The sequence below is a fragment of the Croceicoccus sp. Ery15 genome (genome assembly GCF_020985305.1).
Classification (GTDB): domain Bacteria; phylum Pseudomonadota; class Alphaproteobacteria; order Sphingomonadales; family Sphingomonadaceae; genus Croceicoccus.
In genome coordinates this window covers 542,399-567,121 of the sequence record NZ_CP087588.1, presented here as the reverse complement: position 1 = coordinate 567,121, position 24,723 = coordinate 542,399, and the positions used below count along the sequence as shown (strand labels likewise).

Genomic DNA, 24,723 nt, shown 5'->3' with positions numbered 1-24,723 from the left:
CACCCCGAAATCAGATTCATGTCCGGCCCGATCACTCGGCAGGAACCGCAGGCGGCAGGCGGCGCTGGAAACGCATCTTCATCGACGCCCACGCATCCTTGAACGGAAAGACCATCGTTTCCTTGATCGACATGGCGCGGCCGCCTTCCATGCCCAGCAGCTCTGCCTCTCCGTCGACGCAGGTGCCGAACATGCGGTCGATGATGATCCACGTGCCCGAATAATTGCTGCGGCTCGCTTCGTAATCCTGCGAATGATGGACGCTGTGATGTTCGGTCGTGTTGAACACGAAGCGCCACCAGTTGGGCGTGTTGAACCGCACATTGATATGCTGATAGATCGACACCGCGACACCCAGCGTACCCGCCAGCAGGAAGGCGCGCGGCAGGAAGTCGAAGAAACCGCCGATGCCAAGGCCGATCAGGAACAGCTCGATCGGATTGCCGACGGCGCCCTTGTTGATGTTCAGCTGGGTGATGTAGTGGTGCGGCGCATGGGTCAGCCACAGCGGGTGCCAGTTATGCATGCCGCGATGCATCCAATATTGCCCGAAATCGAAAATGAACGAGATCAGGAACGCCTGCACCAGCAGCGGCAGCATCATGAACCAGGCGAATTTTTCCCAGTCGAACGAGCTTTGGACGAAACCGATGATGGCATCGTCGCCGATATAGCTGCCCACCGTGCGGATGATCGTATAGCCAAGTCCGACATAGAACAGGTCGACCGCGAATTCCTTCCACGTCAGGCGCCAGCTGCGAAAACGGGGGTTCACCCATTCAAGGCCGAGCAGGAAGATCTTGAACCCGATGCCGATGGCGATGGCTGTCGATGCGGTCGCGATCGAATTGGGCGCATAATACCAGAACGCCAGCAGCGCGAGCAGCGTCGCGGGCTGAAACCAGGTGAAAAACAACACCTTGCCCCGGCTGCCTTCGACCTTGGGCAGGTTTTCCCAGCCGACCGTGACCGGAGAGTCTGCCCCGATGATCCGTTTGCCTACGCGAACTCCGCTCATACTACCCACCCGCATCACATGTCGTGAAAACCGATTGGGACGCCCAAGGGCGGCCCGTCCAAATTCAAGCCAAGCGTAAGCCCCCTGACAGAGGCAAAGTAAGTGTCCAAATGACGTAGTTTTGCAGCGATTTTTCCCTGAAAATCGACGATTCTCGCGATGGAATGTATACGATTTTCATTCCGAAATCACCCTTACCGCCAAGGCCGTTGCCGCCGCACGCGTTTCCACGCCCAGCTTGGTGAAAATCTGCTGCAAATGTTTGTTGACCGTGCGAGGGCTGATACCCAGAATTTCGCTGATCGTGCGGTTCGATTTGCCATAGCTGACCCACAGCAGAACCTCTGCCTCGCGCTGGGTCAGGCCCGCGTAACTCTGCAACGATTCAAGATCGGCGCCTTCGCGGATTTCGGTCAGGCGGATCAATGTCTCGCCATCGCGCTCGCTTTTGACGGCGGAAATCTCGACCGCGAAATCCGCCACCGACACGCGCATTGCATTGCCCGCCCGCGCCGGATCGGCCAGCACGCGATCGGCGGTCGGCTGCAAGGCGGCGGGCAAAGCGCGGGCGTTCGCCGTCCATGCCGGATCGACGGATGTCAGCAATTCCTCCGCCTGGGGCGTGCACCATGCCAGCGCGCCGCGCGCATCGAATGCCGCCAGCCTGCCACCCGCCGCGTCAAGCGCGAGGCGCGACCGGTGCGACTGGCGCGCATTGGCCAGATGAACGCGGATGCGGGCCAGCAATTCCTCGATCACGATGGGCTTGCGGATATAATCGACGCCGCCGGTTTCCAGCGCGGCGACCGCATGTTCGGGTTCGGTCAGCCCCGTCATGAAAATCACCGGAATATGCGCCAGCGCGGGATCGTTTTTGATCCGGACGGTGGTTTCGATACCCGACATGCCGGGCATGACCCCGTCCATCAGGATCAGATCGGGCATCGCTTCGGCAAGCACGTCGAGCGCTGCCTCCCCGCTGGTGGCGACCAGCGCGCCCATGCCTGCCTGTTCCAGCGTCTCGACAATGAAACGCAGCGAATCCGGCTGGTCGTCGACGACGAGAATGCGGTCCTTCGGGCGGGCTTCATCCGGCATCGGAGCCCCCCTTTTCCGCACCGGCCTTTTCAGCAAGGCCCTTTTCCGCAAGCGAGGTCAGCGTTTTCAGGTCGAAATCGTCGAGGCACCTGCGCAGCCGGGCGACCAGCGCGTCGTCATCCGGGGCCAGCGCCGCCAGCGCATCGATCCCGCTTTCGATCCCGCGAATATCGCCAATCCGCGCAGCCTGTGCGATCGTGGCCAGATGGGGGCCCGTGCGCGGATCGGCCCGTAAATCTTCAGCCGGTGTCGCCTCGACCGATGCGTTGGAAAGCGCCTTCTGAACCGCGTTACCCGTCCATTCGATCTGCAATTGCGCCGAAACAACATCCAGCAACGCGCCGAATTCAAACGGTTTCAGAACGAACGCGTCGTGCGGCCCTGTCCCATCGCCAGCGCCCCGAAATTCGTCCGCATCGGCGGACAGCATCACGATCCGCAGGGCGCTGCCATAGCGGGCCCGAAGCATCCGCGCCGCTTCCCATCCTGACTTGCCGGGCATGGAAATGTCAAGAAATACCAGATCTGGGGACATGTCGGCAGCAAGGCGCATGGCCCCGTCCGCATCGGTTGCCGCACTCACCGCGAAACCCAAAGGTTCGAGCAGCCCCGACAGCAGCGCCGACTGGGCCGGATCGTCATCGACGACAAGTATCGTGCGGCGTGGTCCGCGATAGCCGGTGACGGCGGTCTCGGGCGTCTCGTCCGCCGGTCGCTCTGCCGGTTCGGACAGCATCAGCCGGACGGTGAACCGCGTCCCCTTGCCCACGCGGCTTTCCACCGCGATCTCGCCGCCCATGATACGGACCAGCGCCTGCGTGATCGCAAGGCCCAGCCCCGTGCCCGGCCGGTCGTTGGCGGGATCGCCGCTCCGTTCGAACGCTTCGAATATGCGGTCCAGCCGTTCGGCGGGTATGCCGATGCCGCTGTCGGCCACTTCGAATGTGGCGATTTGCGAACGATAGGTAATCTTCAGCGTGACATGGCCGCTGTCGGTAAACTTGATCGCGTTCGACAGCAGGTTGATCAGCACCTGCCGCAGCCGCTTTTGATCGCCGCGCACGAATTCGGGCAATGGTGCCGGACATTCGAAATGGAAATCGATGCCGCGCGCATGTGCCTGCGGTTCGAACATGTCGACGATCTGGCGGATAAGCGCGGGAAAGCGGATCGTATCGCGGCTGATCCGCATAACGCCGCCTTCGACTTGCGACAGGTCGAGCAGTCCTTCGACCAGATTGGCCAGATGTTCCGAACTGCGGCGGATCACCCGCGCGGCATGCGCCGGATCGCGCGCCGTGCCGCGTTCCAGCAATTGCGCATAGCCATAGATCGAATTGAGCGGCGAGCGGATCTCATGGCTGACGCTCGCCAGAAAGCGTGTCTTTGCCTCGTTCGCAGCCTCTGCCGCTGCCTTGGCGCGCAGCAGTTCGGCCTGGCGGGATTCGAGCGTGGCGATACGTTCCAGCAGGCCCGCATCATGGCGCGGCGCGGCGCGGCGCGTGGTCAGGCGGGAAAGAACGCTTTCCATCAGGCCCGGCACCGCAGCCGGCCTTTACCAGAGTGCGCCCCGCGTGCCATTCACACGACCGCCAGAGATATTTCGACCGCGCCGTTCATCGCCGTTCAGCCCGCCGCGATGAAGTTGCGCCAGCCGCCCAGATGGGTGATGTCGGTCGCCCCCGTCAGCGCGCGCGGTTCGGCAACGAAACCCTTGACGCTGCTGCCGTCTTCCAGCGTGACCGTCCCGATGGCAAGCGGCGCGGGCACTTCGGCGGTAAAGCTGCCGAATGCGGCGACATCCAGCTCATAGACCTCGACCGGAATGGCCGCGCCATCGTCCGACCATGCCAGCGCGGGCTTGGGCGGGGTGCTGTCGGCCATGGCATACAGGCGATAGCTGGGCGCGGTATCGAACGCGCCGACGAATTCGGCATCGCGCGAGGTTAGCTGCCAGTGGAGCGGCATGTCTTTCAGATGGGCGCCGACGACGGCCAGTTTCACGCGTTCCATATGTCCCTCCAGATCGAGCGGTGGCGGAGCGGGAATTTCCGCCGCGCCCAGAAAAGCCTCGGCCCCGCGCATCAGGGCCAGGTCGCTGTCGGCAGGGCCGATCAGCGTGATGCCAAAGCCGGTGCCATTGTCGCGCACACCCGCGGGCACGGCGATGGCCGCCATGTCGAGCAGGTTCACGAAATTGGTGTAGAACCCCAGATTGCTGTTCAGCGCGACGGGCGCTGCCAGCATCTCGCGCACGCGATAGGTGGTGGGCGTCGTGGGGAACGCCAGCATGTCGACATCCTGCCACATCAGATCGGCATGGCGCTTCAGCTCGGCCAACCGATAGATGCCGTTCCACAATGTCACCGCGCTGATATCGGTTCCGCCGCTGACGACTTCGCGCACGGTGGGGTCGATGGCGTCGGGATTTTCCGTCAGCAATTCCTCGATCGCCGCGGTGCGTTCGGCCACCCACGGACCGCCGTAAAGCAGCAGCGCGGCTTCCAGCAAAGGCGCGATATCGAGCTCGACAATCTCGGCATTCTGACCCAGCGTGGCGATCGCCTGTTCATAGAAAAACGCCGCCTGCGCATCGCCAAAGAACACACGCTGGTCGGGGCGCGGCACGCCGATGCGGCGCGGCTGCAGTGGGGTTTCGGCCAGCGGCTTCGACCACGGATCGGCAGGGTCGAAACCGGCTATCGCCGCGTCGACCAGCCGCGCATCGGCAACGTCGTTGGCGAATGTGGTGATGCAATCGATGCTGCGGCACGCAGGCACAAGACCGCGCGTGCTCCACCGCCCTTTGCTGGGCTTGAACCCGATGAGATGTTGAAACGCCGCCGGAACGCGCCCCGAACCCGCCGTATCGGTGCCCAGCGCGAACGGCACCAGCCCCGCCGCCACGGCAACCGACGACCCCGAGCTGGACCCGCCGCTGACGTAATCGAGATTATAGGCATTGCGCGGAATGCCATAGGGGCTGCGCGTGCCGTTAAGGCCGGTGGCGAACTGGTCCAGATTGGTCTTGCCGACACAGATCGCGCCTGCCGCCGCAAGCCTTTCGATCACGCCGGCCGATGCCGCCGGGTCATAGGCAAAGGCGGGGCATGCCGCCGTCGTCGGCAGACCGGCCACATCGATATTGTCTTTCACCGCATAGGCGACGCCTGCCAGCGGCAGGATTTCGCCCGCCGCAATGCGTTCGTCTACCTCGCGTGCCGCAGCCAGCACGTCTTCGCGCGCGGCACGGGTGATCCAGATCTGCGGCTGCACCGCATCATAGGCATCGATCCGCGCCAGTGCCTGTTCGGCCATCTCGGCCGCGCTGGCCTGCCCGCCATTGACGGCTGCGGCGATGGCCGCGGCGCTTCGGGTATCGGGCGCGCTCATGCCGAACGCCTCAACGCCAGCATGGGTGCGCCGGGCTGCAATGCCTGACGCTCTTGCAGGTAGAGCGCCTCGACCGTGCCGCTGGCGGGACTTTCGAACGGACATTCCATCTTCATCGCCTCGATCACGGCAATCACATCGCCTGCGTTCACGCTGTCTCCCGGCTCCACCATCAGCTTCCACACGCTACCGCCAAAGGGTGCCTCGATCAGCTCGGTCCCTTCGGGCAGTTCGATCGCCGCCGGTTCGGCGCTGCCATCGGCTTCCTCGATCAGGTCGGATACGCGGTCGAATTCGCCCGAACGCTCCCATTCGGCGCGCTCTTCGTCGAAAGCCGCCTGCCGGGTCCCCTGAAACTCGGCGATGGAGCCCGCATTATCGGCCAGAAAGGCACGGTAATCGGCAAGGCGGAATTCCGACGGCTCCACCTTGATGGAACGGCGTCCATTGGGGAAATCGCGCCGCCATTCGGACAGCTCTTCGGCGCTCACCTCGTAAAAGCGGATCTGGTCGAAAAAGCGCAGCAGCCACGGCTTGCCCTCGATAAAGGCATCGGTCTGGCGGTGCGTGTTCCACACCTGAATGGTGCGGCCGAACAGCTGGTATCCGCCCGGCCCCTCCATGCCGTAAATGCACATATAGGCGCCGCCGATGCCCACCACATTGGGCGGCGTCCACGTGCGGGCGGGGTTGTATTTGGTCGTCACCAGCCGGTGGCGCGGATCGATCGGGGTGGCGACCGGCGCGCCCAGATAGACATCGCCCAGACCCATCACCAGATAGCTGGCGTCGAAGATGATATCCTCGACCGCCTTTACATCGGGCAGGCCATTGATGCGGCGGATGAATTCGATATTGTCGGGGCACCACGGCGCATCGTCGCGCACGGCGGCGATATATTTCTCGACCGTCTCGATCGTAGCCGGATCCCGCCAGCTGAGCGGCAGGTGCACGATGCGCGAGGGGACGGTGAAATCCTCAAGATCGCCCAGCGCGTCATCCGCCTGCATCAACGCGGCCAGCGCGCCTTTCTGGTCGAGCGTCTCGCCATCGAAATGCAATTGCAGCGACCGGATGCCGGGGACGATATCGACCACGCCGGGCAGCGCCAGCCGCTCCAGTTCGGTCATCAAGGCATGGACGCGGATGCGCAATTCAATGTCGAGCACGATGGGCCCGTATTCGACCAGAATATTGCGGTCGCCCTGCTGGCGATAGAAGGTGCGCGGACGCTTTCCCTGGGCCGGCGTTTCGGCCAGCACGGGCGACAGCGTGGCGATGTCGCGCGGCGTAGGGGCCGCGTCCAGCGGCTCCAGCATGGTGCGCTGCGCCGCCTGTGCATCATCGATGCTGACCGGTACGAAACGCAGCCGGTCGTCGGGCGAAAGCTGGCCGATCTTCCAGCGGTCTGCGGCGATCACGGTGAACGGGCACACGAACCCGCCCAGCGAAGGACCGTCGGGGCCAAGGATAATCGGCATGTCGCCGGTGAAATCGACCGCGCCCACGGCATAGGGGTTGTCGTGGATGTTCGACGGGTGAAGCCCCGCCTCGCCCCCGTCCTTGCGCGCCCATTCGGGCTTTGGCCCCACCAGACGCACGCCGGTGCGGTTGCTGTTGTAATGGACCTGCCATTCGGCATCGAGGATCTGGTCGATATCGGCGGGCGTGAAGAAATCGGGCGCGCCATGCGGTCCGTACAGGACGCGAAGGGTCCATGTCTTGCCCAGTTCCTCGGCCGCGCGATGATTGTCCGCGACAAGAGCTTGGGGCGCGTTCAGATGCAGCGTATCGCCTGCCAGCAGGCGGCGCGCGGCATGGCCGCCGAACTGGCCCAGCTCGAACGTGCTGCAGCTGCCCAGATAGGGCGCGATGTCCAGACCGCCCGCGAACAATATGTAACCGCGCACGCCGCCGCCGGTCGCGCGGCCCATCGCCAGTGTCTGCCCCGCCTTCACCGTCAGCACGCGATTGCGCCCCACCGGCTCGCCATCGATCTTCGCGCCGAAATCGGCGCCGGTCAGGCAGATCTGCGTGTCCTGCGTGAAATTCAGCGTCGGGCCGCTGGCGGTCAGTTCCAGACCTTCCATACCTTCGGGATTGCCCAGCAGCAGATTGCCGATGCGGAAAGAACGATCGTCCATCGGACCCGACGGCGGGACGCCGATGGCCCACAGCCCCTGCCGCCCCGGCCAGTCCTGCACGGTGGTCGCGGTGCCGCCGCTGACCACGCGGACGCAGCGCGGGACGTAATCAATGGTCTGCAGCATGCGGGTCGAAACCTCACCGCTGGCAAAGCGGGGATCACGCACGACATCGCGCAGCCAGCGCAGATTGGTCTCGATCCCGTCGACGCGGCTGTTCGCCAGCGCGTCCTGCATTGCCGCGATCGCGCCTTCACGCGTCGGGGCATGGACGATCAGCTTGGCCAGCATCGGATCGTAAAAGGCGCTGACCTCGCTGCCCGCCATCACCCATGTTTCGGCACGGATGTCGCCCGGAAATTCGACGGCAGTCAGCGTTCCGACGGTGGGGCGGTAATCCAGCGCAGGGTCTTCGGCATAGAGGCGCACCTGCACCGAATGCCCCTGCAACACCGGCGCATCGCCATCCAGAAACGCATAGTCGCCCGCCGCGCCGCGGATCATCCATTCGACAAGATCGACGCCCGTCACCTCTTCGGTAACGCCATGTTCGACCTGCAGGCGGGTGTTCATTTCAAGGAAGAAGAACTCTTCCCGCTCGGCATCGAACAGGAATTCGACCGTACCGGCAGAGCGATAGTTCGCCGCTTCGCCCAAACGGACGGCGGCGGCGATCAGCTCGGCGCGCTTGGCATCGCCCAGGCAGGGTGCGGGCGCTTCCTCGACAACCTTCTGGTTGCGGCGCTGAAGCGAACAGTCACGTTCGCCCAAGGGCATGACGCGGCCCGTGCCATCGCCGAAAATCTGCACCTCGATATGGCGGGCGCGCCCGATATAGCGTTCGAGGAAAACCCCCGCATCGCCGAAATTGCCCGCGCCCAGCCGCGCAACGGCGGCAAAGCCGTCACGCACGACGGCCACATCCTCGCAAATGCGCATGCCGATGCCGCCGCCGCCTGCCGTGGCTTTCAGGATCACGGGAAAGCCGATGCCCTGCGCTGCCTCTGCCGCCTCGTCCTCGTCCGTCAGCAGGCCGGTGCCGGGGGCCAGCGGCACGCCATGCGCCTCTGCCAGCGCGCGGGCGCTGTGCTTCAGGCCAAAGGTACGGATATTGTCGGGCGTGGGGCCGATGAATTCGATACCGGCAGCTGCACAAGCCTCGGCAAAATCGGTGTTTTCGGCCAGAAAGCCGTAACCGGGATGGATCGCCCCCGCGCCGGTTTCGCGCGCCGCGGCAAGGATCGCATCGACATTGAGATAGCTTTCGGCGGCCGATGCGGGTCCGATGCACACCGCGACATCGGCCTGCGACACATGCAGCGATCCGGCATCCGCCTCGGAATAGACCGCGACGGAACGCAGGCCCATGCGGCGCAGCGTGCGGATGATCCGCGTGGCGATCGCACCGCGATTGGCGACCAGTACCGTATCGAAACTCATGCGGTGACGATCATGCGCACGGGGGTGGGATTGAACGCGTTGCACGGATTATTGATCTGCGGGCAGTTCGACACCACCACGATCACATCCATCTCTGCCTTAAGGTCGACGGTCAGGCCCGGCGCGGAAATGCCATCGACGATGCCCAGCGATCCGTCTTCCAGTACCGGCACATTCATAAAGAAATTGATGTTCGATACGATGTCGCGCTTGCCGCGTTCCTCAGTCAGGTTCGCTTCCAGGAAGTTTTCGACACAGGCGTGCTGCGCCTTGGTGTGATGGCCGTATCGCAGCGTGTTGGATTCGCACGAACAGGCGCCGCCGATAGTGTCGTGATATTCCACCGCCGTGTCGGCAATGGTCATCATCGGACGCCCTTCGTTCGACCGCAGCACCGTGCCCTTGCGCAGAAAGAGATTGCCCTGCGCCGAAACAGTGTCCTGCGCGCTATAGCGTTCGGTATCGTCCTGCGCGGAATAGAGCAGGAAATCGACTGCCTGATTACCCTCTACATCGACGATGCGCAGCGTCTGGCCCGCGGCGATATGGTGCAGCCACGGCGCGCGCGCAGGCACGATTTCGTCATGTACGATCGCGCCGGATAGGCCCGAGAGTGCGGCATCGGTGCTCATGTTCGGTCGTTCCTGCTTATCGGCGGTAATAATCTTCGACATTCTCGAACGCGCGCAGCCCTTCGGGGCTGGCGTTGCGCACGGGATCGTTGCTGCCGGTGACGGGGCCGCGCCATGCCGTGGCTCGCAGGCGCGTGACGGCGTATCCGTCGCGCGGGTCAAGGACATGCGGGCAATTGGCGATCACCACGATGACGTCCATTTCGGCGCGCAGGACCAGCTCGCGGCCCGCATCGAACGGTCCCACCTGCGGCACGATCGTGCCATCGGCCTCGATCCGCGCGCCCTTGAACAGGTTGATACAGGGGTGCACATCGCGCCGCTGCAATCCGTGCTTGGCCGATCCCAGCAGCAGCCTGTCGCGCCCGTTGGGGAATGCGCCGCTGTTGCGCCCCTCACCATATTTAGCGGCATTGGTGGCGGCATTCGACGTACCGCAGAACGCGTCATGCGTTCCGGCATCGTCGGACAGAATGCTCATCATCACGCGGCCCATGTCGGACAGCAAAAGCTTGCCCGCCCCCAGATAGCCGTTCCACTGCACCTTGACCGTATCGGCGACATTCAGCCTTTCGGTCGGCATTTCGGCGTTATAGATCAGCACGGAGGCACAGGCGTCGCCCTCCAGATCGACAAGCCGCAGCCGGGATCCGCGCGACAGCCGCCGCGTGGCATAGCCGCCCGCCGCGATCATTTCTTCCCAGACCAGATCGCCGGGTGCGACGCCATCGGGCAGATCGTCTGCCACAGGCGGCAGCACCGGCATGGCATCGGCCTTGGTTCCGGCCATGGCGCGGGCGTGTTCGCGCGCCGCCATCGGATCGGCGAGATTGACCGTCATACGGCGGTCTCCTTCCTTTTCTTGACGGGTTCCTTCGCGCCTTCCTCCACATCGTGGAGCGGCGGCAGCAGGGCCGTGGTGGTCACAAGCTGAAGCTGGCGCACCCCGCGAATGCCGCGCAAAGCGTCGCATAATTCTTCCAGCCGCTTGGCAGGGCCCTGCACCAGCATGACCTCCAGCGACTGGTCATCCTCTAGAAAGACATGCTGCGAGGAGATGACTTCCTTCAGATAATCCGCCTGCGTTTCGGCAAGCTGCTGGCGCACCCGCCCGCGGCTGCCGCGATAGACCAGCGTGACCGTACCCGCGAGCATGTCCTCGGGCCGGAAGCGCGCCTCGTGATCGGCCAGTGCGTGGCGGATCAGTTCGGCGATCAACTGCGAGCGCGAAGGCAGGCCGCGTTCCTCCACCATCACGTCGAGCTGGCGGAAAAGTTCGGCCGGCAGGCTCATGCTCAGGCGGGCGAGATTGCTGGAGTCGGAACTCATTTCACTGTTCTCTCAAGTATTATTATTCGTGTCAATCGTAATACTGTCAGGGTCGGCAGAAGGGCCGTCCGACGCTTCTGCCTGCTCTGCTTCGGCCAGCGCGGCTGCGGCCATTTTCTTTGTCAGTTCAAGGTCATAGACCGCCGTGGCACCATAGCGGTGCGGCGCGTGCGGATCGTGCCGGCGCTTGTCGAGCGTGAGCACGCGCGTGCCCAAAGAGAACGCTTCCTTGATGTCATGGGTGACCATCACCACGGTCAGCCCATAGTCCTTCCACAGCCGCATGATCAGCGCATGCATGTCGGCGCGGATACCGGGGTCGAGCGCGCCGAACGGTTCGTCGAGCAACAGGATTCGGGGCCGCTTGATCAGCGCCTGCGCGATGGCCAGACGCTGCTGCATGCCGCCCGACATTTCGGAGGGATAAAGATGCATCGCATCGCCAAGACCGACCGCGTGGAGCATCTCCCTCGCCTCGGCCTCGGCCGCGCGGCGCTTGGCGCCGAACAGCCGCGCGGTGAACGGGGCCTGCGCGCACTCCAGCCCGAAGGTCACATTGCGCAGCACCGTCAGATGGGCATAGACCGAATAGCGCTGGAACACGACGCCGCGATCCGGCCCGCATTCGGGCGGCAGCGGCTTATCGTCCAACAGGATGCTGCCGCGCGTCGGCACGTCCTGCCCCAGTATCACGCGCAAAAGGCTGCTCTTGCCCGCGCCCGACGGGCCGATGATGGACACGAAGGAACCGTCTGCAATGTCGAGCGAGACATTCTCGAGCACGATCTTCTCGCCATACTCGACCCAGACGCTGCGAAGCGAGAGGAGCGCGCTCAATGGCTTGCTCCATGGGCCCAGGGGAACATTTTCCGGCTGCCTGTCGCCAGCAGGAAATCGATGACGACCGCCAGAACGGCGATCCATGCGACATAGGGCAGGATAATATCCATCGAGAGATAGCGCCGGACCAGAAAGATGCGATAGCCAAGGCCGATGTCCGACGCGATCGCCTCCGCCGAAATCAGGAAGACCCATGCCGGCCCCAGCGACAGGCGAAGCGCCTGAATCAGCCGCGGCATCGCTTGCGGCAGGGCGACGCGCAGCATCACCTGCCAGCTGCTGGCGCCCAGGGTTTGCGCCTTGATGATCTGCTCTTTCGGCAGGGCGGTGATATGGGCGGCTATGTCCCGCATCATAAAGGGCGCGATGCCGATAACGATCAGGGCCACCTTGGCGGTTTCGCCAAGGCCAAAGGCAATAAACAGGATCGGAAGCAGCGCAATCGGGGGGATGACCGCAACCGCCGTTACCAATGGCCCGAAGGTGGCCCTGACCGGAGGGAGAACACCCAGCACCAGCCCCACGATCAGGGCGGAGAGGGTCGAGATGCCCAGCCCGATGAAAAGCCGGGCAAGGCTGGCGAAACTGTCGGCCCAGAACAGATATTGTCCCGAAAGGCGGTCGGGCTCGAACACGAGCGCCGACATCGCCTCGGCCATATCCTGCGGCAGGGGCAGGATTTTATCGGCAGGATTGATCGCATGCCGGTTCGCGGCCAGCACGAGATAGAGGATCAGCAACAGCACGATCGGAATCGCACCCAGCATGACCGCCTGTGCAGGCCGGATCTTCCGGTTCACCCATCGCATATGGCTAGCCCCGTCCTGCCTTGCGAACCGCCTTAAAGCTCGCCATCCGCAGCCATTTTCATATAGGTGTCGTCAAAGCGCAGCGTGACATTGTTCGCATCGCCCAGCGTCTTGCCGCCGGGAAACGCCATGCCGATGGCATCGGCCGAACGCGCACCCTGTCCGAACAGGCCCTGCGCAAAGCTGAAATCGCGAACGCGGGTCATCGTCGTCACCAGATCGGGCGACTGCGTGGCGGCCACGGCATCGGCGGGATCGGTATAAAGGAAGGTGCTCGCCAGCTGCTGCTCGAACTCTTCGGGCGTGGCGCCCGCCAGCTTGGCCATGGCATCGCGCGCGGCCTTGCCCTCTGCGTTATCCTGACGGATCAGCGCCATGGTTTCATACCAGATGCCCGCCAGCGCCTTGCCCAGATCGGGATTGGCCTTCAACGTGGCGGTATCGACCACCAGCAGGTCGACGATTTCGCCCGGGATGTCGGCCGAACTGAACACCAGATTGGCGCCCGGCGCGGATTTCATCGTGGTCAACTGCGGGTTCCACGCGACCGCGGCAGTGATGTCGGGCGAATTGAAGGCGCCCGCGATATCGGCGTCGGCAGTGTTGACGGTGCTGACATCGGTCAGCGGCATGCCCACGCTTTCCAGCCCGCGCGCCAGCAAATAATGCGATACCGACAGCTCGACCAGATAGACCTGACGCCCCTTGATCGCGGACAGATCGCTCGCCCCTTTCAGAAGAATGCCGTCATTGCCGTTCGAATAATCGCCGACGATGATCGCGCTGGTATCCTTGCCGCCAGCGGCGGGGATCGTCAGCGCATCCATATTGGCGACGGTCACGCCGTCCAGCTTGCCTGCTGTATACTGGTTGACCGATTCGACGTAATCGTTGACCTGCACGAATTCGATGTCGAGACCGTATTTATCGGCCCATTTGTCGACGATGCCGGCCTGCTGGGCATAGGGCCACGGCATCCATCCGGCATAGATCGACCAGCCGATATCGAACTCGGTCCGCGGCTCGGCCGGATCGTCCCCGCCAGAGCTGCATGATGCAACCGCCATGGCACAAGCGATCAGTGCAATTCTTCCCGCACTGCGGAACCTGTTGAGCATGATTCGACTCCTTTCGCACCCGCAGCATCGCCGGTATTCCGACGTTTGTCTATGGGTAATTATTACTGTTGATATGTTTTGTAATATCCATATGTTCGCTGTCCAAGCGTGACGGATCGCATGCGCTGCGATAGAGCGAACGCATCGGGACAGGCATGCCGGACCGGCGATTGAACCCCTGCCGCCGCCGCGGCGTTGCGAGAGATTCCGATGCCTGGAAACCAGACTTACAATCCCGAACGATCCGGCAATCCGCAATCGCGAACGGGGCGGGCCTATCCCAACGGCAATCCGGATTTGGGATACAATCCTGACGGCGTGCGCCATACCGACAGCGTCGTGCCGCTGCATCCGGTCGCCCCCGTCATGCATGATTACGACTGCGACGGCCCGGCGCCGGGCCGGCTCGGTTTCCGCTGGACCTATGGCTCTAATGTAGCCGCCAAGAACCGCGATCCGCGGGTTCAGGTGATGCAATATAACGAGGACACTTTCGTCCTGCGCCAGAATGTCTGCGTGCATTGGGAAGCGCCGTTCACCTATCTGCTGTTCGGCAACAAGGGCGCCCTGCTGATCGACAATGGCGCGACTGCCGATCCCGCCCAATATCCGCTGCGCGACACGGTCGATGCGATCGTCGCGCGCTGGGCCAAGGGGCGCGGACGCACGCGCGTGCCGCTGACCCTGGCCATGACATCGGGCGAGGATGTGGCCCAGAACCGCGGCCTTGGCCAGTTCGCGGGACGGCCCGACACGATATTCGTCCCTGCCCCGCTGGCCGCGATGAAGGATCATTACGGCCTGTTATCCAGCTGGCCCAAGGGCACCGGCACCATCGATCTGGGCGACCGTGCCATCACCGTGATCCCCACCCCCGGCGCGCATAAGGACGGGATCAGCTTCTACGATCCCTATTGCGATTTCCTGTTCACCGGCGACCTGCTGTATCCCGGCAAGATCAATATCGGGAACGACCGCGACTTCGTGGCCTCGCTGGAACGGCTGAAGGATTTTGCCGCCAGCCATCCCGTCAAATGGATCATGGGCGGCCATATCGAAATGATGTTCGTGCCCGGCCAGTATTACCCGCGCTTTGCCAATTACAAACCGTATGAGCGGGTGCTGGAGATGGAACCCGAACTGATCGACGAGGCGCTGCATTTCGCCCGCGAGGTTCAGGGCAAGGATACGATGCTGATCCGCCCCGACTTTATCATGATGAACGGCGTCAGCCCCGATCAGCGCACGCGCGAATGGCCCGAAGGCGTGCCGCAGATCCGCCCCCCTCACCCGTTCTGAGCCCCACCCGTTCCGACTTTAAGGAAACACGCCATGGACCGCCGAACCTTTCTGGCCACGAACGCCGCCGCCGTCATTCCGCTGTCGGGCGCAGGGATCGCCTATGCCGAAACGCTAGCCGACAACGGCCCGCCCATCGATTTCAAAAGCAACCTGCCCGCCCCCGGTTCCTTTCCCGACAAATGGATCTGCGGTTCGCCGTCGTGCATGGATAACACCGATCCGCCGTGGCAGGTGCATTGGTACAACGAACACACCGCCATCCTGCGCCAGAACAAGGCGTACAGTTACGAAGCGCCCTTCGCCCCGCTCTATTTCGGGAACGACCGCATCCTGCTGCTGGACGAAGGTTTCGTGCAGTTGCGCAACGATTGCGACCTGCGCGGCATCGTGGACGATACGATCGACGCATGGTGCAAGCGCAACGGCAAGAACCCGGCAAAGATGGAGCTGCTGGTCGCGTTCAGCCATTTGCACGCCGACCATTACGCCGCCGTCAACCAGTTCGCGGAGCGGCCCAACACGCGTTACATGGGGCTGACCCATGAAGAAATGGTCGGTTTCTGGGGCATGACCAATTTCCCCGAAGAGCGGGTGACGCTGGACCTTGGCGGGCGCGACATTCTGATCTGGGGCTCACCGGGCCATGTCATCTCGGAATTCGCCTATTACGACAGCTATTCGCAGATCCTCTATACCGGCGACATGTTTTATCGCGGGCGCTGCTATATCAGTTTCTGGGAGCCCTGGTTCGACAGCATGAAGCGGCTGATCGATTTCGTCGACACCCATCCCGTGACCCATGTGATGGGTTGCCATGTCGAGATCAGCAAGGACGGGGTCGATTATCCCTACGGGCTGACATGGCAACCGGACGAGGCACCGGTGCAGATGACGGTCGAACAGCTGCGCCACACCTTCGAATTCGCCAAGACCATCACCGAACCCGGCATCTATTTCACCGGCACGGTGTTCCTGTGCAACCAGACGCGCAGCACCACCACCATCGACACCTATCCCTATCGCTATAGCTAAGGCCCGCGTCCGGGCCGTGACAGGAGCACGCGCATGAAGAAAACCGTTGCAATCGCATTGGCATCCGTCTCGCTTGGCGCATGCGGTTCGCCCCCTGCCGAAGAACCGGCGGGCGAGGCATTCGAGATGGTCGAAAAGGAACTGGCCGTGCCCGGCTTTGCCGATTTCCTGGCTGTCGATGGCGACACCGTATGGGTCACCAATGACGGCAGGGTCGAACAATGGGGCGTCGACGGCAAGCTCGCCGCGACGGAAATGCCGCGCCCCTGCGGCACCATGGCCATTGGCGAGGGTTCGCTGTGGGTCGCCAATTGTCCCGACAGCAATCTCTATCGCATCGGGCTGGACGATGCGCAGGTCGAAACGATCATCGCCACCGGCATCGCCAATCCCAAGGGTGAGACTAATGTGGTGGCAGGCGCCGGTTCGGTCTGGGTGCCCAGCGACAGCGAGGGCGCGATCGCGCGCGTCGATCCTGCGACCAACGAAGTGATCGCCACGGTCAGCGTCGATCCCGGTACATTCTATCTGGCGTTCGGGCTCGACGCACTATGGGCCGTCAGCAGCGATGCGCAGTCGCTGCAAAAGATCAATCCGGCGACGAACAAGGTCACCGGCAAGGTCGCACTGAGCAAGCAGCCGGGCTTCCTTGCTGCGGGCGAAGGGGCCGTGTGGGTGCAGGAACAGGGCGATGGCACCGTGGCCCGCGTCGATCCCGCAACCATGACCGTGACCGACCGCATCGCTGTGGGCGAAAACCTGATCTATGGCGATATCGATGTCGGCGGCGGGCTTGTCTGGCTGCGCACCACCGACGATCAGGTGTTTGCCGTCATCGATCCGGCGACCAATGCGGTCAAGGCGCGGCTGGGCAAGGCCGCGGGCAGCGGGGCAATCCGCTATACGCCCGACGGCGTGTGGACATCGGCGCATGACAACCAGACCCTGTCGTGGTGGACCCTGCCCGCAGACGACTGATTCCGGCCAGCCATGGCAAGCGGCGCGGCCGCCCCGTCCGGACCTTTCGGACAGGGCGGCCGCGCCTTTCAGAATCAGCCCAGGGGGAATGTGGCGCACCTGTCACTTTGTATACACGAGTCGCCCATCAAGACATCGCGGCGAATATTACCGGCGAAATCATAAAATTGATAAAATCAATACGTTAACTGGCGCAGACCATCAAAACCATACCCCCATTTAATACGCTTGACGCTTTTCGTAATATCTGTACCGTATCCCATAGCTGCCCGAGAAGCGGCGTTGAGGGAATGGCGAGAGGATTTTCACGGCAGGGCCAAAACGGTCCTCTATGGAGGTTTTCGATGCACCAGACGCACGCCGAAAGCACCGCTTCCGCAGCCGCCGGACAGGCTGGCGCGACGGCCGGTGATGCGGCGCAGGGCGCTGGGCGCGCATCATCTGTCAAAACCCTTCTCGTCAATCTGATCCCGCCCGTCACGCTGGTCGTCGCCGCCGCGTTCTGGGCCCTTGCCCCCACCGACATTGCCGAAAGCCCCGTCACGCTGACGCTGGTGGCCGTTGCGATCATGGCATGGATACAGGGGCTGGAACTGGTCTTCGAACGCCATGCGACCTGGCGCATCAACCTGCGCGAACTGGCGACCGACGTGTTCTATGTCGTGCTCAGCTATACGGTCATCGCATGGGCCACGGTCACGCTGGCCGACGAACCGCTTGCCCTGCTGAAAGAAGCGCTGGGCATCGAAACGCCGTGGATGCTGGCGCTGCCCTTTCTGGTTCAGGTCGCGGCGGTGATTTTCATCATCGAGTTCGGGCAATACTGGATGCACCGGCTGATGCATAATGCCCATCCGCTATGGCTCACCCATGCGCCGCATCATCACATCACCCAGCTCAACGCGCTGAAAGGCGCGGTCGGCAATCCAATCGAATTGTTCCTCATTACGCTCAGTGTCGTGGCGCTGTTCGATTTCGCACCGGCGGCGATCTTTTGCGCGATCAACCTGCTGGGCGTCATCTCGGGCTTTGCCCACGCCAATGTGCGGTCCGATCCGCCGATGTTCTATTCGTTTTTCTTCACCACGATCCGGCATCACAGCCTGCATCACACGGCGCTCAGCTATGAAGATACGCGCTGTAACTATGCCAATTCGCTGATCGTCATCGACCGCGTGTTCGGCACCTATCGCGAGGGGGAATCCTCTGTCGTGGGGCAGGACGAACGCAAGCGGCTGTCGATCTATGAACAATTCATGTTTCCGTTTCAGCCCGTGATCGACCGGTGGAAGGCGGGGCGCAATTCGCCCCCGTCAGCGGGCTGAAGTCCGGTGAATACGCAGGAGTAGCACGGATCGCATTGCCCGGCAGAAGGACGGACGGGCAGCAAGCGGACACCAGCCGACAAGCCGCAAAGCCGGCAGCCGGTGAACGCCAGGATCCATTCAGATCAGGAACCCATGGGCCGATGCGCACCCGCGTTTCGGAACGCGGGAAGGTTTTGGCCCAGATTAGGGGGAACTAAATGACGAATTGCGCGAAATTTCGATTGGGTCTGATGACGGCGACGGTGCTGACGGGCAGTGCCTTTTCCGCGCAGGCATCGGCGCAGGAAGAAGCGACCGGCACGGCTGCCGTCGCCCAATCCGCAGCGACCGATCCCGACGCCATTATCGTGACCGGCACCCGCCGCAGCACCACGCTTCAGGATACGCCGATCACCATCACCGCCATCGGCGGCGAAGAGCTGGAAGCCCAGCGGATCGACGACGTGCGCGACATCGCCGATTTCACCCCCGGCATGACCGTGCTCGACACCGGTCCGGGGTCGACCGGCAAGATCGTGCTGCGTGGCCTCAGCGCGTCGGACACGGGCGATTTCGGTTCGAACTATGACAATGCGCTCGGCACCTATCTGGGTGAAACGCCGCTCTATTACGATTTCAAGCTGATCGATATCGACCGCGTCGAAACGCTGCTGGGCCCGCAGGGCACGCTTTACGGTCTGGGCACGCTGGCAGGTGCGATCCGCTATATCCCCAACCGCCCCAATACCGATGTGATCGAGGGCGAGGTCCATGTACGCGGCATGGCCATGTCGCACAGCGACGATTTCGGCTATCAGGGCGATGTCACGCTGAACATTCCCATCGTGCGCGACCATATCGCATTCCGCACCGCCACCGGCTGGTACGATACGCCGGGCTTTATCGATTACACCACTCTGGTGCAGGAGCCGGGCATTTCGCTGCCGCAGCCCAGCGGTGTCGACGGCATCGACGCTGACGATTATGCCGCGAACCTCAAGTGGAAGAAGGACCTCAATTACGAGCGTACCTTTACCACGCGCAACCAGCTGCTGATGCAGACGAGCGAGGATCTGAAACTGATCCTGACCTATGCCTATCAAAAGACCGAGACGGGCGGCGCGCAGGCGAACAGCGACGGCGTGCTGGGCACGGGCCGCTATGAAAACGCCAGCCGCTTTACCGAACCCACCACGCGTCAGGCGCATCTGGCCAGCGCCGAGATCAACGCCAATATCGCGGATATCTTCGATATCGTCGCCACCGGCGCCTATACCGAGGTCAAGACCGAGGCCGAGGGCGACGTGACCGACCTGCTGCTCGACCTCGACTATGGTTACGAGCTTTATCCCGCCTTTGCCGCGTGGAACGGGAGCGAGACGACACGCAAACAGAAGACCGGCGAAATCCGCTTTGTGTCGCGCCATGGCGGCCCGTTCAGCTGGGTCGTCGGCGGCTTCTATAACGAGAACAAGTACCAGAGCGATTATGCCGAGCATACGCCCAACCACCCGTGGGTCGATACGGACAGCAATCCCGAAGCGCTTGAATATGTCAGCTATGTCACTTCGAAAGTGACCGAGAAGGCAGCCTTCGGCGAAGGTTCGTTCCAGATCATCCCGCAATGGCAGGTAACGGCCGGTGCGCGCTATTTCGACTACGATTCCGAAATCGCAGGCGCGGCGGCACTGCCGCTTCTGGGCGACCCCCTCAGCCCCTATGACCTGACTGCCAATGGCGGCGAGGCCGGTCAGGACGGTTGGGTGTGGAAGTTCAACACCTCGTTCGAAATCACGCCCGACATCATGCTCTATGGTACTTACAGCAAGGGCTATCGTATTGGCGGACCGAACAGGGTCGCGCCTTGCGGTCCCGATATTCCGCTGGATCCCAACCAGTATGACGGTCCGCAGGTCATTTGCGCCCTGCCGAACGAAATCCAGTACGCGCCGGACGAGACGAAGAATATCGACGTCGGCATTCGCACGCAGCTGTTCGACCGCAAGCTGACCTTCAACTTCAATGCCTTCCTGATCAAATGGGACGGGTTGCAGGTTGCATCGGCCACCACCTATGGCGTGACCGGCATCACGGTGAACGCGGGCAAGGCGGAATCGAAGGGCTTCGAAACCTCGTTCCAGATCCGCCCGACCCCCGAACTGTCGATTCAGGGCACCTATAGCTATACCGATGCCAAGCTGTCGGAAGATGTCGATGCCAATGGCGACGGCGTGCTCGATCCGATCTTCGACGGTCTGATCCCGATCAACGATCCGGCGGGCACCTATCCCAGCTCGCCCATCAAGCTGATCGCTCAAGACGGCGATCGCCTGCCCGGTTCGCCCAAGAATTCGGGCACGCTGGGGGCCACCTATGTCATGCCGATGGCCGATGGCGACGTGATCGCGAACTGGACCGCCGTCTATCGCGGCAACGTCGTGTCGCGCCTTGGCTGGGAACGCGCCTATGGCGACAAGCTGCCCAGCTTTGTCACGCATCGCGCATCGCTCGGTTTTGAAAACGACAAGTTCGCCGTCAGCCTTTTTGCCGATAATATCTTCGACAAATATGCCGTGGTCTCGGTCGCCAACGACCGTTCGCGCACCGGGCTGAACGACGGCGTGCTGCTGCGCTATTACCGCAATGTGGTGTTGACCCCGCGCACCGTCGGGATCGACGGGCGGATCAAGTTCTGATCGCCTGATTGAATGCCACACATGGGGCGCCTGCCGGTTGCGGCAGGCGCCCTCTTTTTATGCGGTGCGAATGCCCTGCGTTTCAAACCAGCTGCGCACCGGTTCCATTGCCTGTTGATGGGCGCGCCATTTGCCGATGCCATCGGCATTGATCGGGCGGCGCACCTGCGCGGCGCTGGGCGTGGCGACGGCGGCGCTGTTTTCGTGGAACGACAGGCAGGCCGCATCCCAGCCCAGCCCGCAATGGTCGAGCAGGCGGCGGGTCTGCCCCTCCTGATCGGCGACCAGCCCTTCATAGGATAATTGCAGCACTCGGCCCGGAAACAGCCGTTCCCACATCTGCATCAACCGGTCGAACCGCGCGTAATAACGGGCAATGTCCATCAGATCATAGGAATAGGCGTAATAGGCCGAATTGCTGGCGAACAGGTTCTTGTAATTGCTCCACACCGTATCCATCGGTCCGCGTCGCAGGCAAACGATGGCGGCGTCGGGCAAGGCCTGCGCGATATGGCCGGCATAGAGGAAATTGGCGGGCAGCTTGTCGATAAAGCGCTTGCCCGCATCGGGCACATGGTGGCTGGCCTGCGCCAGATAGGCATCACCCAATGCCGCCGGATCGATCCCCGCGCTGGCCGCGATCGTTGCAGGATCGATGATAGTGCGCGACGCCGTTCCCGCCAGCCGTTTCAGTGCCAGCGGCATGGCCTGCAATTCGCCCGCCGAACATACGTCGGGATGCGACGACAGGATCCTGTCGACCAGCGTGGTGCCGGTGCGCGGCATGCCGATCACGAAAATCGGGTTCGGTCCGGCCAGGCCCGCGCCATCTTGCGGCGGACATGCGCCAAACAGCGCCTCCAGCGAGTCAAAAATGGCAGCGTCCTGCGCAAAATCATAATTCAGCGCGCGCTTCTGCTGCTCATTCGCAGCGGAAAGATGCGAAAACGCGCTGGCATCGCCGATATCCTCAAGCTCCTTGGCCAGCGCATAACGGATGCGCAGCGCATCGTCGGGCCGCGCCGCCTTGGCCAATGCGGCCTGCAAGCGGGGGATATGATTGCGGTCCTTGCCCTGCCGCGACAGGATCGCCAGCGCGTAATGCGTGCGCGCATCCCCCGGATCATCGGCCAGAATATGCTCGTATTGCTCGCGCGCATCTTCCACCCTGCCGGTAAAGCCGAGCGCTGCGGCCAGATTATAGCGGAATTCCAGATGATCGGGCCGCGCCGCAACGGCCGAACGGAACGGCTTCAGTGCCCCTTCGTGATCGCCCAGCCGCACCAGAACGCAACCGATCGTATCGCATGTCATGGCATCATCGGGCGCCAGCGCCAGCGCCTTTTTCGCGGCCTGTGCAGCCTCCCCATCGCGGCGCAGCAGAATCAGCATCTTGGCCAGATGGGCCCAATGCTCGGTCTGTTCGCCGCGTTCTATCGCCGCGTGGATCATGGGCACCGACTTGGCGACCTGACCCGCCTCTCCCGCGACGACGCCCATCAGGAAATAACCTGCCGGATTGGCCGGTTCGCTGTGAACCAGTTCCCTTGCGGCACTGGCGGCGGCGGCCAGATCGCCCCGTTCCAGCGCGGCGCGTGCGTCCGCTTGCAGATCGCCCATCGTCATGCCGCCTGCCAGTCACGCGCGGCGCGGCTGCGCAAGGCACCGGAATGGACAGGAAATGGCGGAAATTCAGGCTGCGCGACATTCATCGCCGCAGCATATGAAGTGTTATCCGGCGAAGCAAACGCAAGCTTGCTTCGGGCCGGATAGCAACCTCATCCCAGTGCTGCCGCCTACACAATCGGCAGCGATTGTTTGGGCCGTTACTGGCTCGAGGCCAGCCGCATGCCATCTTCGCCGGCAGCCATACGCTGCTCGATCTGGTTGCGGATGTTAGCCTTTACCTGCACTTCGCATTCGCGCGCCTGCCTTGCGACGGCAAGGTGCACGCTGGCCAGCCGGTCACCGCAAACGGCCCGCGCCGCATCGTCCATGCGGATGGCAAGGCGGTTCTGGCCTTCGACAGTGGTGAAATCGATCCCGTCCAGCCGCAGTTCGGCGGCTTGCTGCACAAACGGATCGCTTGCGACCGGATCGCCCGTGGCGGCCCATGCCGAACTTGCCATGCAGCAAGCGGCTGCGACCAAAAGGCCCTTCTTCATCATCAACTCCTGCGTATACTCCTCGCCGCTCTCTGACGGCTGGACAGGCATATAGGCCGATGGGCCTAGCCTTGCAAGAATTGGCGGTTTTCTGCGGCTTCGCGGGTGCGGGAAGCAATTGGTCGCAAGGGAATATTCTTTTGTTCCGGGGGCCGACTTCAGCCAGCAGTCACGACGATACTGTCCATCCCAGTCGTATTGCCGAGCAGGCCGATGGGCAATTTCACCTGATCCACCACTTCGCGGGAGGGCCGTTCGCCCACCGAAACCTCTATCGAACGCGCATGTGGATCAGCATAATTACGCAATGTATCCAATGGCATATGCACTTGCCAGCGCCGGTCACCCTCAACCGCGACCGAACGGCCGTTGACCAGCACAGCATCCTCTGGATTATCGCGATAACCGGACAATTGAAGGCAGCTTGCCGCACCGCAGCGAACAAGGCGGGATTCGGCATCTTTGGCGCCGACAGGCATCGCCAGAAGCGCGCTGCATAACGCACCAACCAGTGCCAGAATACGCCGTTTTCCGGTTGGCCCGGCCTGACGCGGAGCCGGAATAGAGAGGCAGGAGTTGATGCCGTCACGACAAACACGAACCATCGGAAACACCCTTTTCCTCCGTGCCAGCCAGCGGCACGGTGATCGAGTCCTTCGAAACGGTGATGTTTGTTGCTTTGTTGACGACAGCCTATCGATATTACACCCAAGGTCAACGATAATATCTTCGGTTCACCGAACGCTGTGTCCGGACGATCGCATTCTGCAATGCTGCGATGCGGCAATTCCTGTTGGGCATGACGCAGGTCAGGCGCTCTATGCTCCTCTGAAATTTGCAGTGTTTGCCCTGCGGCTTGCCATTGGACCATTTGTGCCAATTGATTCGAGAAAATCGCCCTTCGCTGCGTGGCCGACACGGGCAGGTCAAAGCACCTGTTCAACACAAATTCGTCCGAATTACTGCCGCGAGACCGGCACAGACCTTTGTCGGCGGGTTACGCCGAAAGATACGACATCAGCACGTCGCGAAAATTGTTCGCATCGCGCGTCGGGCGAGACCTTTTGCGCGTGCTCAGCTGCACGTGCCGCGCCGCATCGAATCGCGGGGAATTGATCATCGCCAATCGCCCCGATGCCAGTTCCTTCAGCACCTGCCTAAAGCGCGGGTCGAACTCCTGAACGTAAGACAGCGCATACGACAGGATTCTTTCGTCCGAGTGTCGACTGTATCAGCACAGGAAGCTGTTTCGCCTAATCGAACGCACACCACCAAGGCCCCCAAGAAATGGCTGCGCTCGATGGGCGGAACGACGCGAACGCTGAAATGGGCAATGGCAAAAGCCAATAGCAGCGCATTCTCGCAGATTGAACGGTCAGACATTCCGCCCGTAACTTGCCGTTGACGCTGTCGATAAATGTG

General features: G+C 62.5%; 20 protein-coding genes. 5 read left to right on the top strand and 15 right to left on the bottom strand.

Annotation, left to right across the window (positions count from 1 at the left end):
* Positions 1–31: 31 nt before the first annotated feature.
* The 11 genes from LOZ77_RS02815 to LOZ77_RS02765 form a co-directional block, all read right to left on the bottom strand.
* Positions 32–1,018, bottom strand: a complete 987-nt coding sequence (locus LOZ77_RS02815) for a sterol desaturase family protein (protein WP_230280692.1) — start codon at positions 1,016–1,018, stop codon at positions 32–34.
* A 177-nt stretch (positions 1,019–1,195) separates the two neighbouring features.
* On the bottom strand, positions 1,196–2,116 hold the full coding sequence (locus LOZ77_RS02810; RefSeq protein WP_230280691.1) for a response regulator: 921 nt from the start codon (positions 2,114–2,116) through the stop codon (positions 1,196–1,198).
* Complete coding sequence (locus tag LOZ77_RS02805) at positions 2,106–3,647, bottom strand: ATP-binding protein (protein WP_230280690.1); 1,542 nt, start codon at positions 3,645–3,647, stop codon at positions 2,106–2,108. The genes LOZ77_RS02810 and LOZ77_RS02805 overlap by 11 nt, the downstream gene beginning before the upstream one ends.
* Before the next feature lie 95 nt (positions 3,648–3,742).
* On the bottom strand, positions 3,743–5,509 hold the full coding sequence (gene atzF, locus LOZ77_RS02800) for an allophanate hydrolase (RefSeq protein ID WP_230280689.1): 1,767 nt from the start codon (positions 5,507–5,509) through the stop codon (positions 3,743–3,745).
* Positions 5,506–9,093, bottom strand: a complete 3,588-nt coding sequence (gene uca, locus LOZ77_RS02795) for an urea carboxylase (protein ID WP_230280688.1) — start codon at positions 9,091–9,093, stop codon at positions 5,506–5,508. Before uca ends, atzF begins: the two co-directional genes overlap by 4 nt.
* A complete protein-coding gene (locus LOZ77_RS02790) occupies positions 9,090–9,725 on the bottom strand; it encodes an urea amidolyase associated protein UAAP2 (RefSeq protein ID WP_230280687.1) in 636 nt (211 codons plus the stop codon). The genes uca and LOZ77_RS02790 overlap by 4 nt, the downstream gene beginning before the upstream one ends.
* Before the next feature lie 16 nt (positions 9,726–9,741).
* Entirely contained in the window at positions 9,742–10,566 is an 825-nt protein-coding gene (locus tag LOZ77_RS02785) for an urea amidolyase associated protein UAAP1 (RefSeq protein ID WP_230280686.1), read from the bottom strand.
* Positions 10,563–11,054, bottom strand: coding sequence for a CopG family ribbon-helix-helix protein (locus LOZ77_RS02780; protein WP_230280685.1), 492 nt, complete (start codon positions 11,052–11,054; stop codon positions 10,563–10,565). The genes LOZ77_RS02785 and LOZ77_RS02780 overlap by 4 nt, the downstream gene beginning before the upstream one ends.
* Before the next feature lie 12 nt (positions 11,055–11,066).
* Positions 11,067–11,891: an ATP-binding cassette domain-containing protein gene (locus LOZ77_RS02775; protein WP_230280684.1), complete on the bottom strand. Its 825-nt coding sequence runs from the start codon at positions 11,889–11,891 to the stop codon at positions 11,067–11,069.
* Complete coding sequence (locus tag LOZ77_RS02770; protein ID WP_230280683.1) at positions 11,888–12,703, bottom strand: ABC transporter permease; 816 nt, start codon at positions 12,701–12,703, stop codon at positions 11,888–11,890. The genes LOZ77_RS02775 and LOZ77_RS02770 overlap by 4 nt, the downstream gene beginning before the upstream one ends.
* Positions 12,704–12,735: 32 nt before the next feature.
* The gene (locus LOZ77_RS02765) at positions 12,736–13,821 is read right to left on the bottom strand and encodes a putative urea ABC transporter substrate-binding protein (RefSeq protein WP_230280682.1); all 1,086 of its coding nucleotides are present in this window, start codon (positions 13,819–13,821) and stop codon (positions 12,736–12,738) included.
* A gap of 210 nt (positions 13,822–14,031) precedes the next feature.
* Between LOZ77_RS02765 and LOZ77_RS02760 the strand changes: the two genes are divergently transcribed.
* From LOZ77_RS02760 to LOZ77_RS02740, 5 genes are all read left to right on the top strand, one after another.
* A complete protein-coding gene (locus LOZ77_RS02760; RefSeq protein WP_230280681.1) occupies positions 14,032–15,120 on the top strand; it encodes an MBL fold metallo-hydrolase in 1,089 nt (362 codons plus the stop codon).
* 33 nt (positions 15,121–15,153) lie between these two features.
* Positions 15,154–16,155: an MBL fold metallo-hydrolase gene (locus tag LOZ77_RS02755; protein WP_230280680.1), complete on the top strand. Its 1,002-nt coding sequence runs from the start codon at positions 15,154–15,156 to the stop codon at positions 16,153–16,155.
* Positions 16,156–16,188: 33 nt separating this feature from the next.
* A complete protein-coding gene (locus LOZ77_RS02750) occupies positions 16,189–17,133 on the top strand; it encodes a YncE family protein (RefSeq protein WP_230280679.1) in 945 nt (314 codons plus the stop codon).
* Between the two features lie 344 nt (positions 17,134–17,477).
* A complete protein-coding gene (locus LOZ77_RS02745; protein ID WP_230280678.1) occupies positions 17,478–18,458 on the top strand; it encodes a sterol desaturase family protein in 981 nt (326 codons plus the stop codon).
* A gap of 233 nt (positions 18,459–18,691) precedes the next feature.
* Positions 18,692–21,136 (top strand): TonB-dependent receptor, encoded by a 2,445-nt coding sequence (locus LOZ77_RS02740; RefSeq protein ID WP_230280677.1) that lies wholly within the window; start codon positions 18,692–18,694, stop codon positions 21,134–21,136.
* Between the two features lie 57 nt (positions 21,137–21,193).
* Here the strand turns inward: LOZ77_RS02740 and LOZ77_RS02735 are convergent, their stop codons facing one another.
* From LOZ77_RS02735 to LOZ77_RS02720, 4 genes are all read right to left on the bottom strand, one after another.
* Positions 21,194–22,762 (bottom strand): sulfotransferase, encoded by a 1,569-nt coding sequence (locus LOZ77_RS02735; protein WP_230280676.1) that lies wholly within the window; start codon positions 22,760–22,762, stop codon positions 21,194–21,196.
* Positions 22,763–22,962: 200 nt separating this feature from the next.
* Positions 22,963–23,352 (bottom strand): UrcA family protein, encoded by a 390-nt coding sequence (locus tag LOZ77_RS02730; RefSeq protein ID WP_230280675.1) that lies wholly within the window; start codon positions 23,350–23,352, stop codon positions 22,963–22,965.
* A 107-nt stretch (positions 23,353–23,459) separates the two neighbouring features.
* Complete coding sequence (locus LOZ77_RS02725; RefSeq protein WP_230280674.1) at positions 23,460–23,915, bottom strand: hypothetical protein; 456 nt, start codon at positions 23,913–23,915, stop codon at positions 23,460–23,462.
* Between the two features lie 383 nt (positions 23,916–24,298).
* Positions 24,299–24,454: a hypothetical protein gene (locus LOZ77_RS02720; RefSeq protein WP_230280673.1), complete on the bottom strand. Its 156-nt coding sequence runs from the start codon at positions 24,452–24,454 to the stop codon at positions 24,299–24,301.
* Between the last annotated feature and the right edge of the window lie 269 nt (positions 24,455–24,723).

Bases quoted from the DNA above. Each gene is read 5' to 3' on its own strand.
- LOZ77_RS02815 (WP_230280692.1), bottom strand. From the start codon at position 1,018: ATGAGCGGAGTTCGCGTAGGCAAACGGATCATCGGGGCAGACTCTCCG.
- LOZ77_RS02810 (WP_230280691.1), bottom strand. From the start codon at position 2,116: ATGCCGGATGAAGCCCGCCCGAAGGACCGCATTCTCGTCGTCGACGAC.
- LOZ77_RS02805 (WP_230280690.1), bottom strand. From the start codon at position 3,647: ATGGAAAGCGTTCTTTCCCGCCTGACCACGCGCCGCGCCGCGCCGCGC.
- atzF (WP_230280689.1), bottom strand. From the start codon at position 5,509: ATGAGCGCGCCCGATACCCGAAGCGCCGCGGCCATCGCCGCAGCCGTC.
- uca (WP_230280688.1), bottom strand. From the start codon at position 9,093: ATGAGTTTCGATACGGTACTGGTCGCCAATCGCGGTGCGATCGCCACG.
- LOZ77_RS02790 (WP_230280687.1), bottom strand. From the start codon at position 9,725: ATGAGCACCGATGCCGCACTCTCGGGCCTATCCGGCGCGATCGTACAT.
- LOZ77_RS02785 (WP_230280686.1), bottom strand. From the start codon at position 10,566: ATGACGGTCAATCTCGCCGATCCGATGGCGGCGCGCGAACACGCCCGC.
- LOZ77_RS02780 (WP_230280685.1), bottom strand. From the start codon at position 11,054: ATGAGTTCCGACTCCAGCAATCTCGCCCGCCTGAGCATGAGCCTGCCG.
- LOZ77_RS02770 (WP_230280683.1), bottom strand. From the start codon at position 12,703: ATGCGATGGGTGAACCGGAAGATCCGGCCTGCACAGGCGGTCATGCTG.
- LOZ77_RS02765 (WP_230280682.1), bottom strand. From the start codon at position 13,821: ATGCTCAACAGGTTCCGCAGTGCGGGAAGAATTGCACTGATCGCTTGT.
- LOZ77_RS02760 (WP_230280681.1), top strand. From the start codon at position 14,032: ATGCCTGGAAACCAGACTTACAATCCCGAACGATCCGGCAATCCGCAA.
- LOZ77_RS02755 (WP_230280680.1), top strand. From the start codon at position 15,154: ATGGACCGCCGAACCTTTCTGGCCACGAACGCCGCCGCCGTCATTCCG.
- LOZ77_RS02750 (WP_230280679.1), top strand. From the start codon at position 16,189: ATGAAGAAAACCGTTGCAATCGCATTGGCATCCGTCTCGCTTGGCGCA.
- LOZ77_RS02745 (WP_230280678.1), top strand. From the start codon at position 17,478: ATGCACCAGACGCACGCCGAAAGCACCGCTTCCGCAGCCGCCGGACAG.
- LOZ77_RS02740 (WP_230280677.1), top strand. From the start codon at position 18,692: ATGACGGCGACGGTGCTGACGGGCAGTGCCTTTTCCGCGCAGGCATCG.
- LOZ77_RS02735 (WP_230280676.1), bottom strand. From the start codon at position 22,762: ATGACGATGGGCGATCTGCAAGCGGACGCACGCGCCGCGCTGGAACGG.
- LOZ77_RS02730 (WP_230280675.1), bottom strand. From the start codon at position 23,352: ATGCCTGTCCAGCCGTCAGAGAGCGGCGAGGAGTATACGCAGGAGTTG.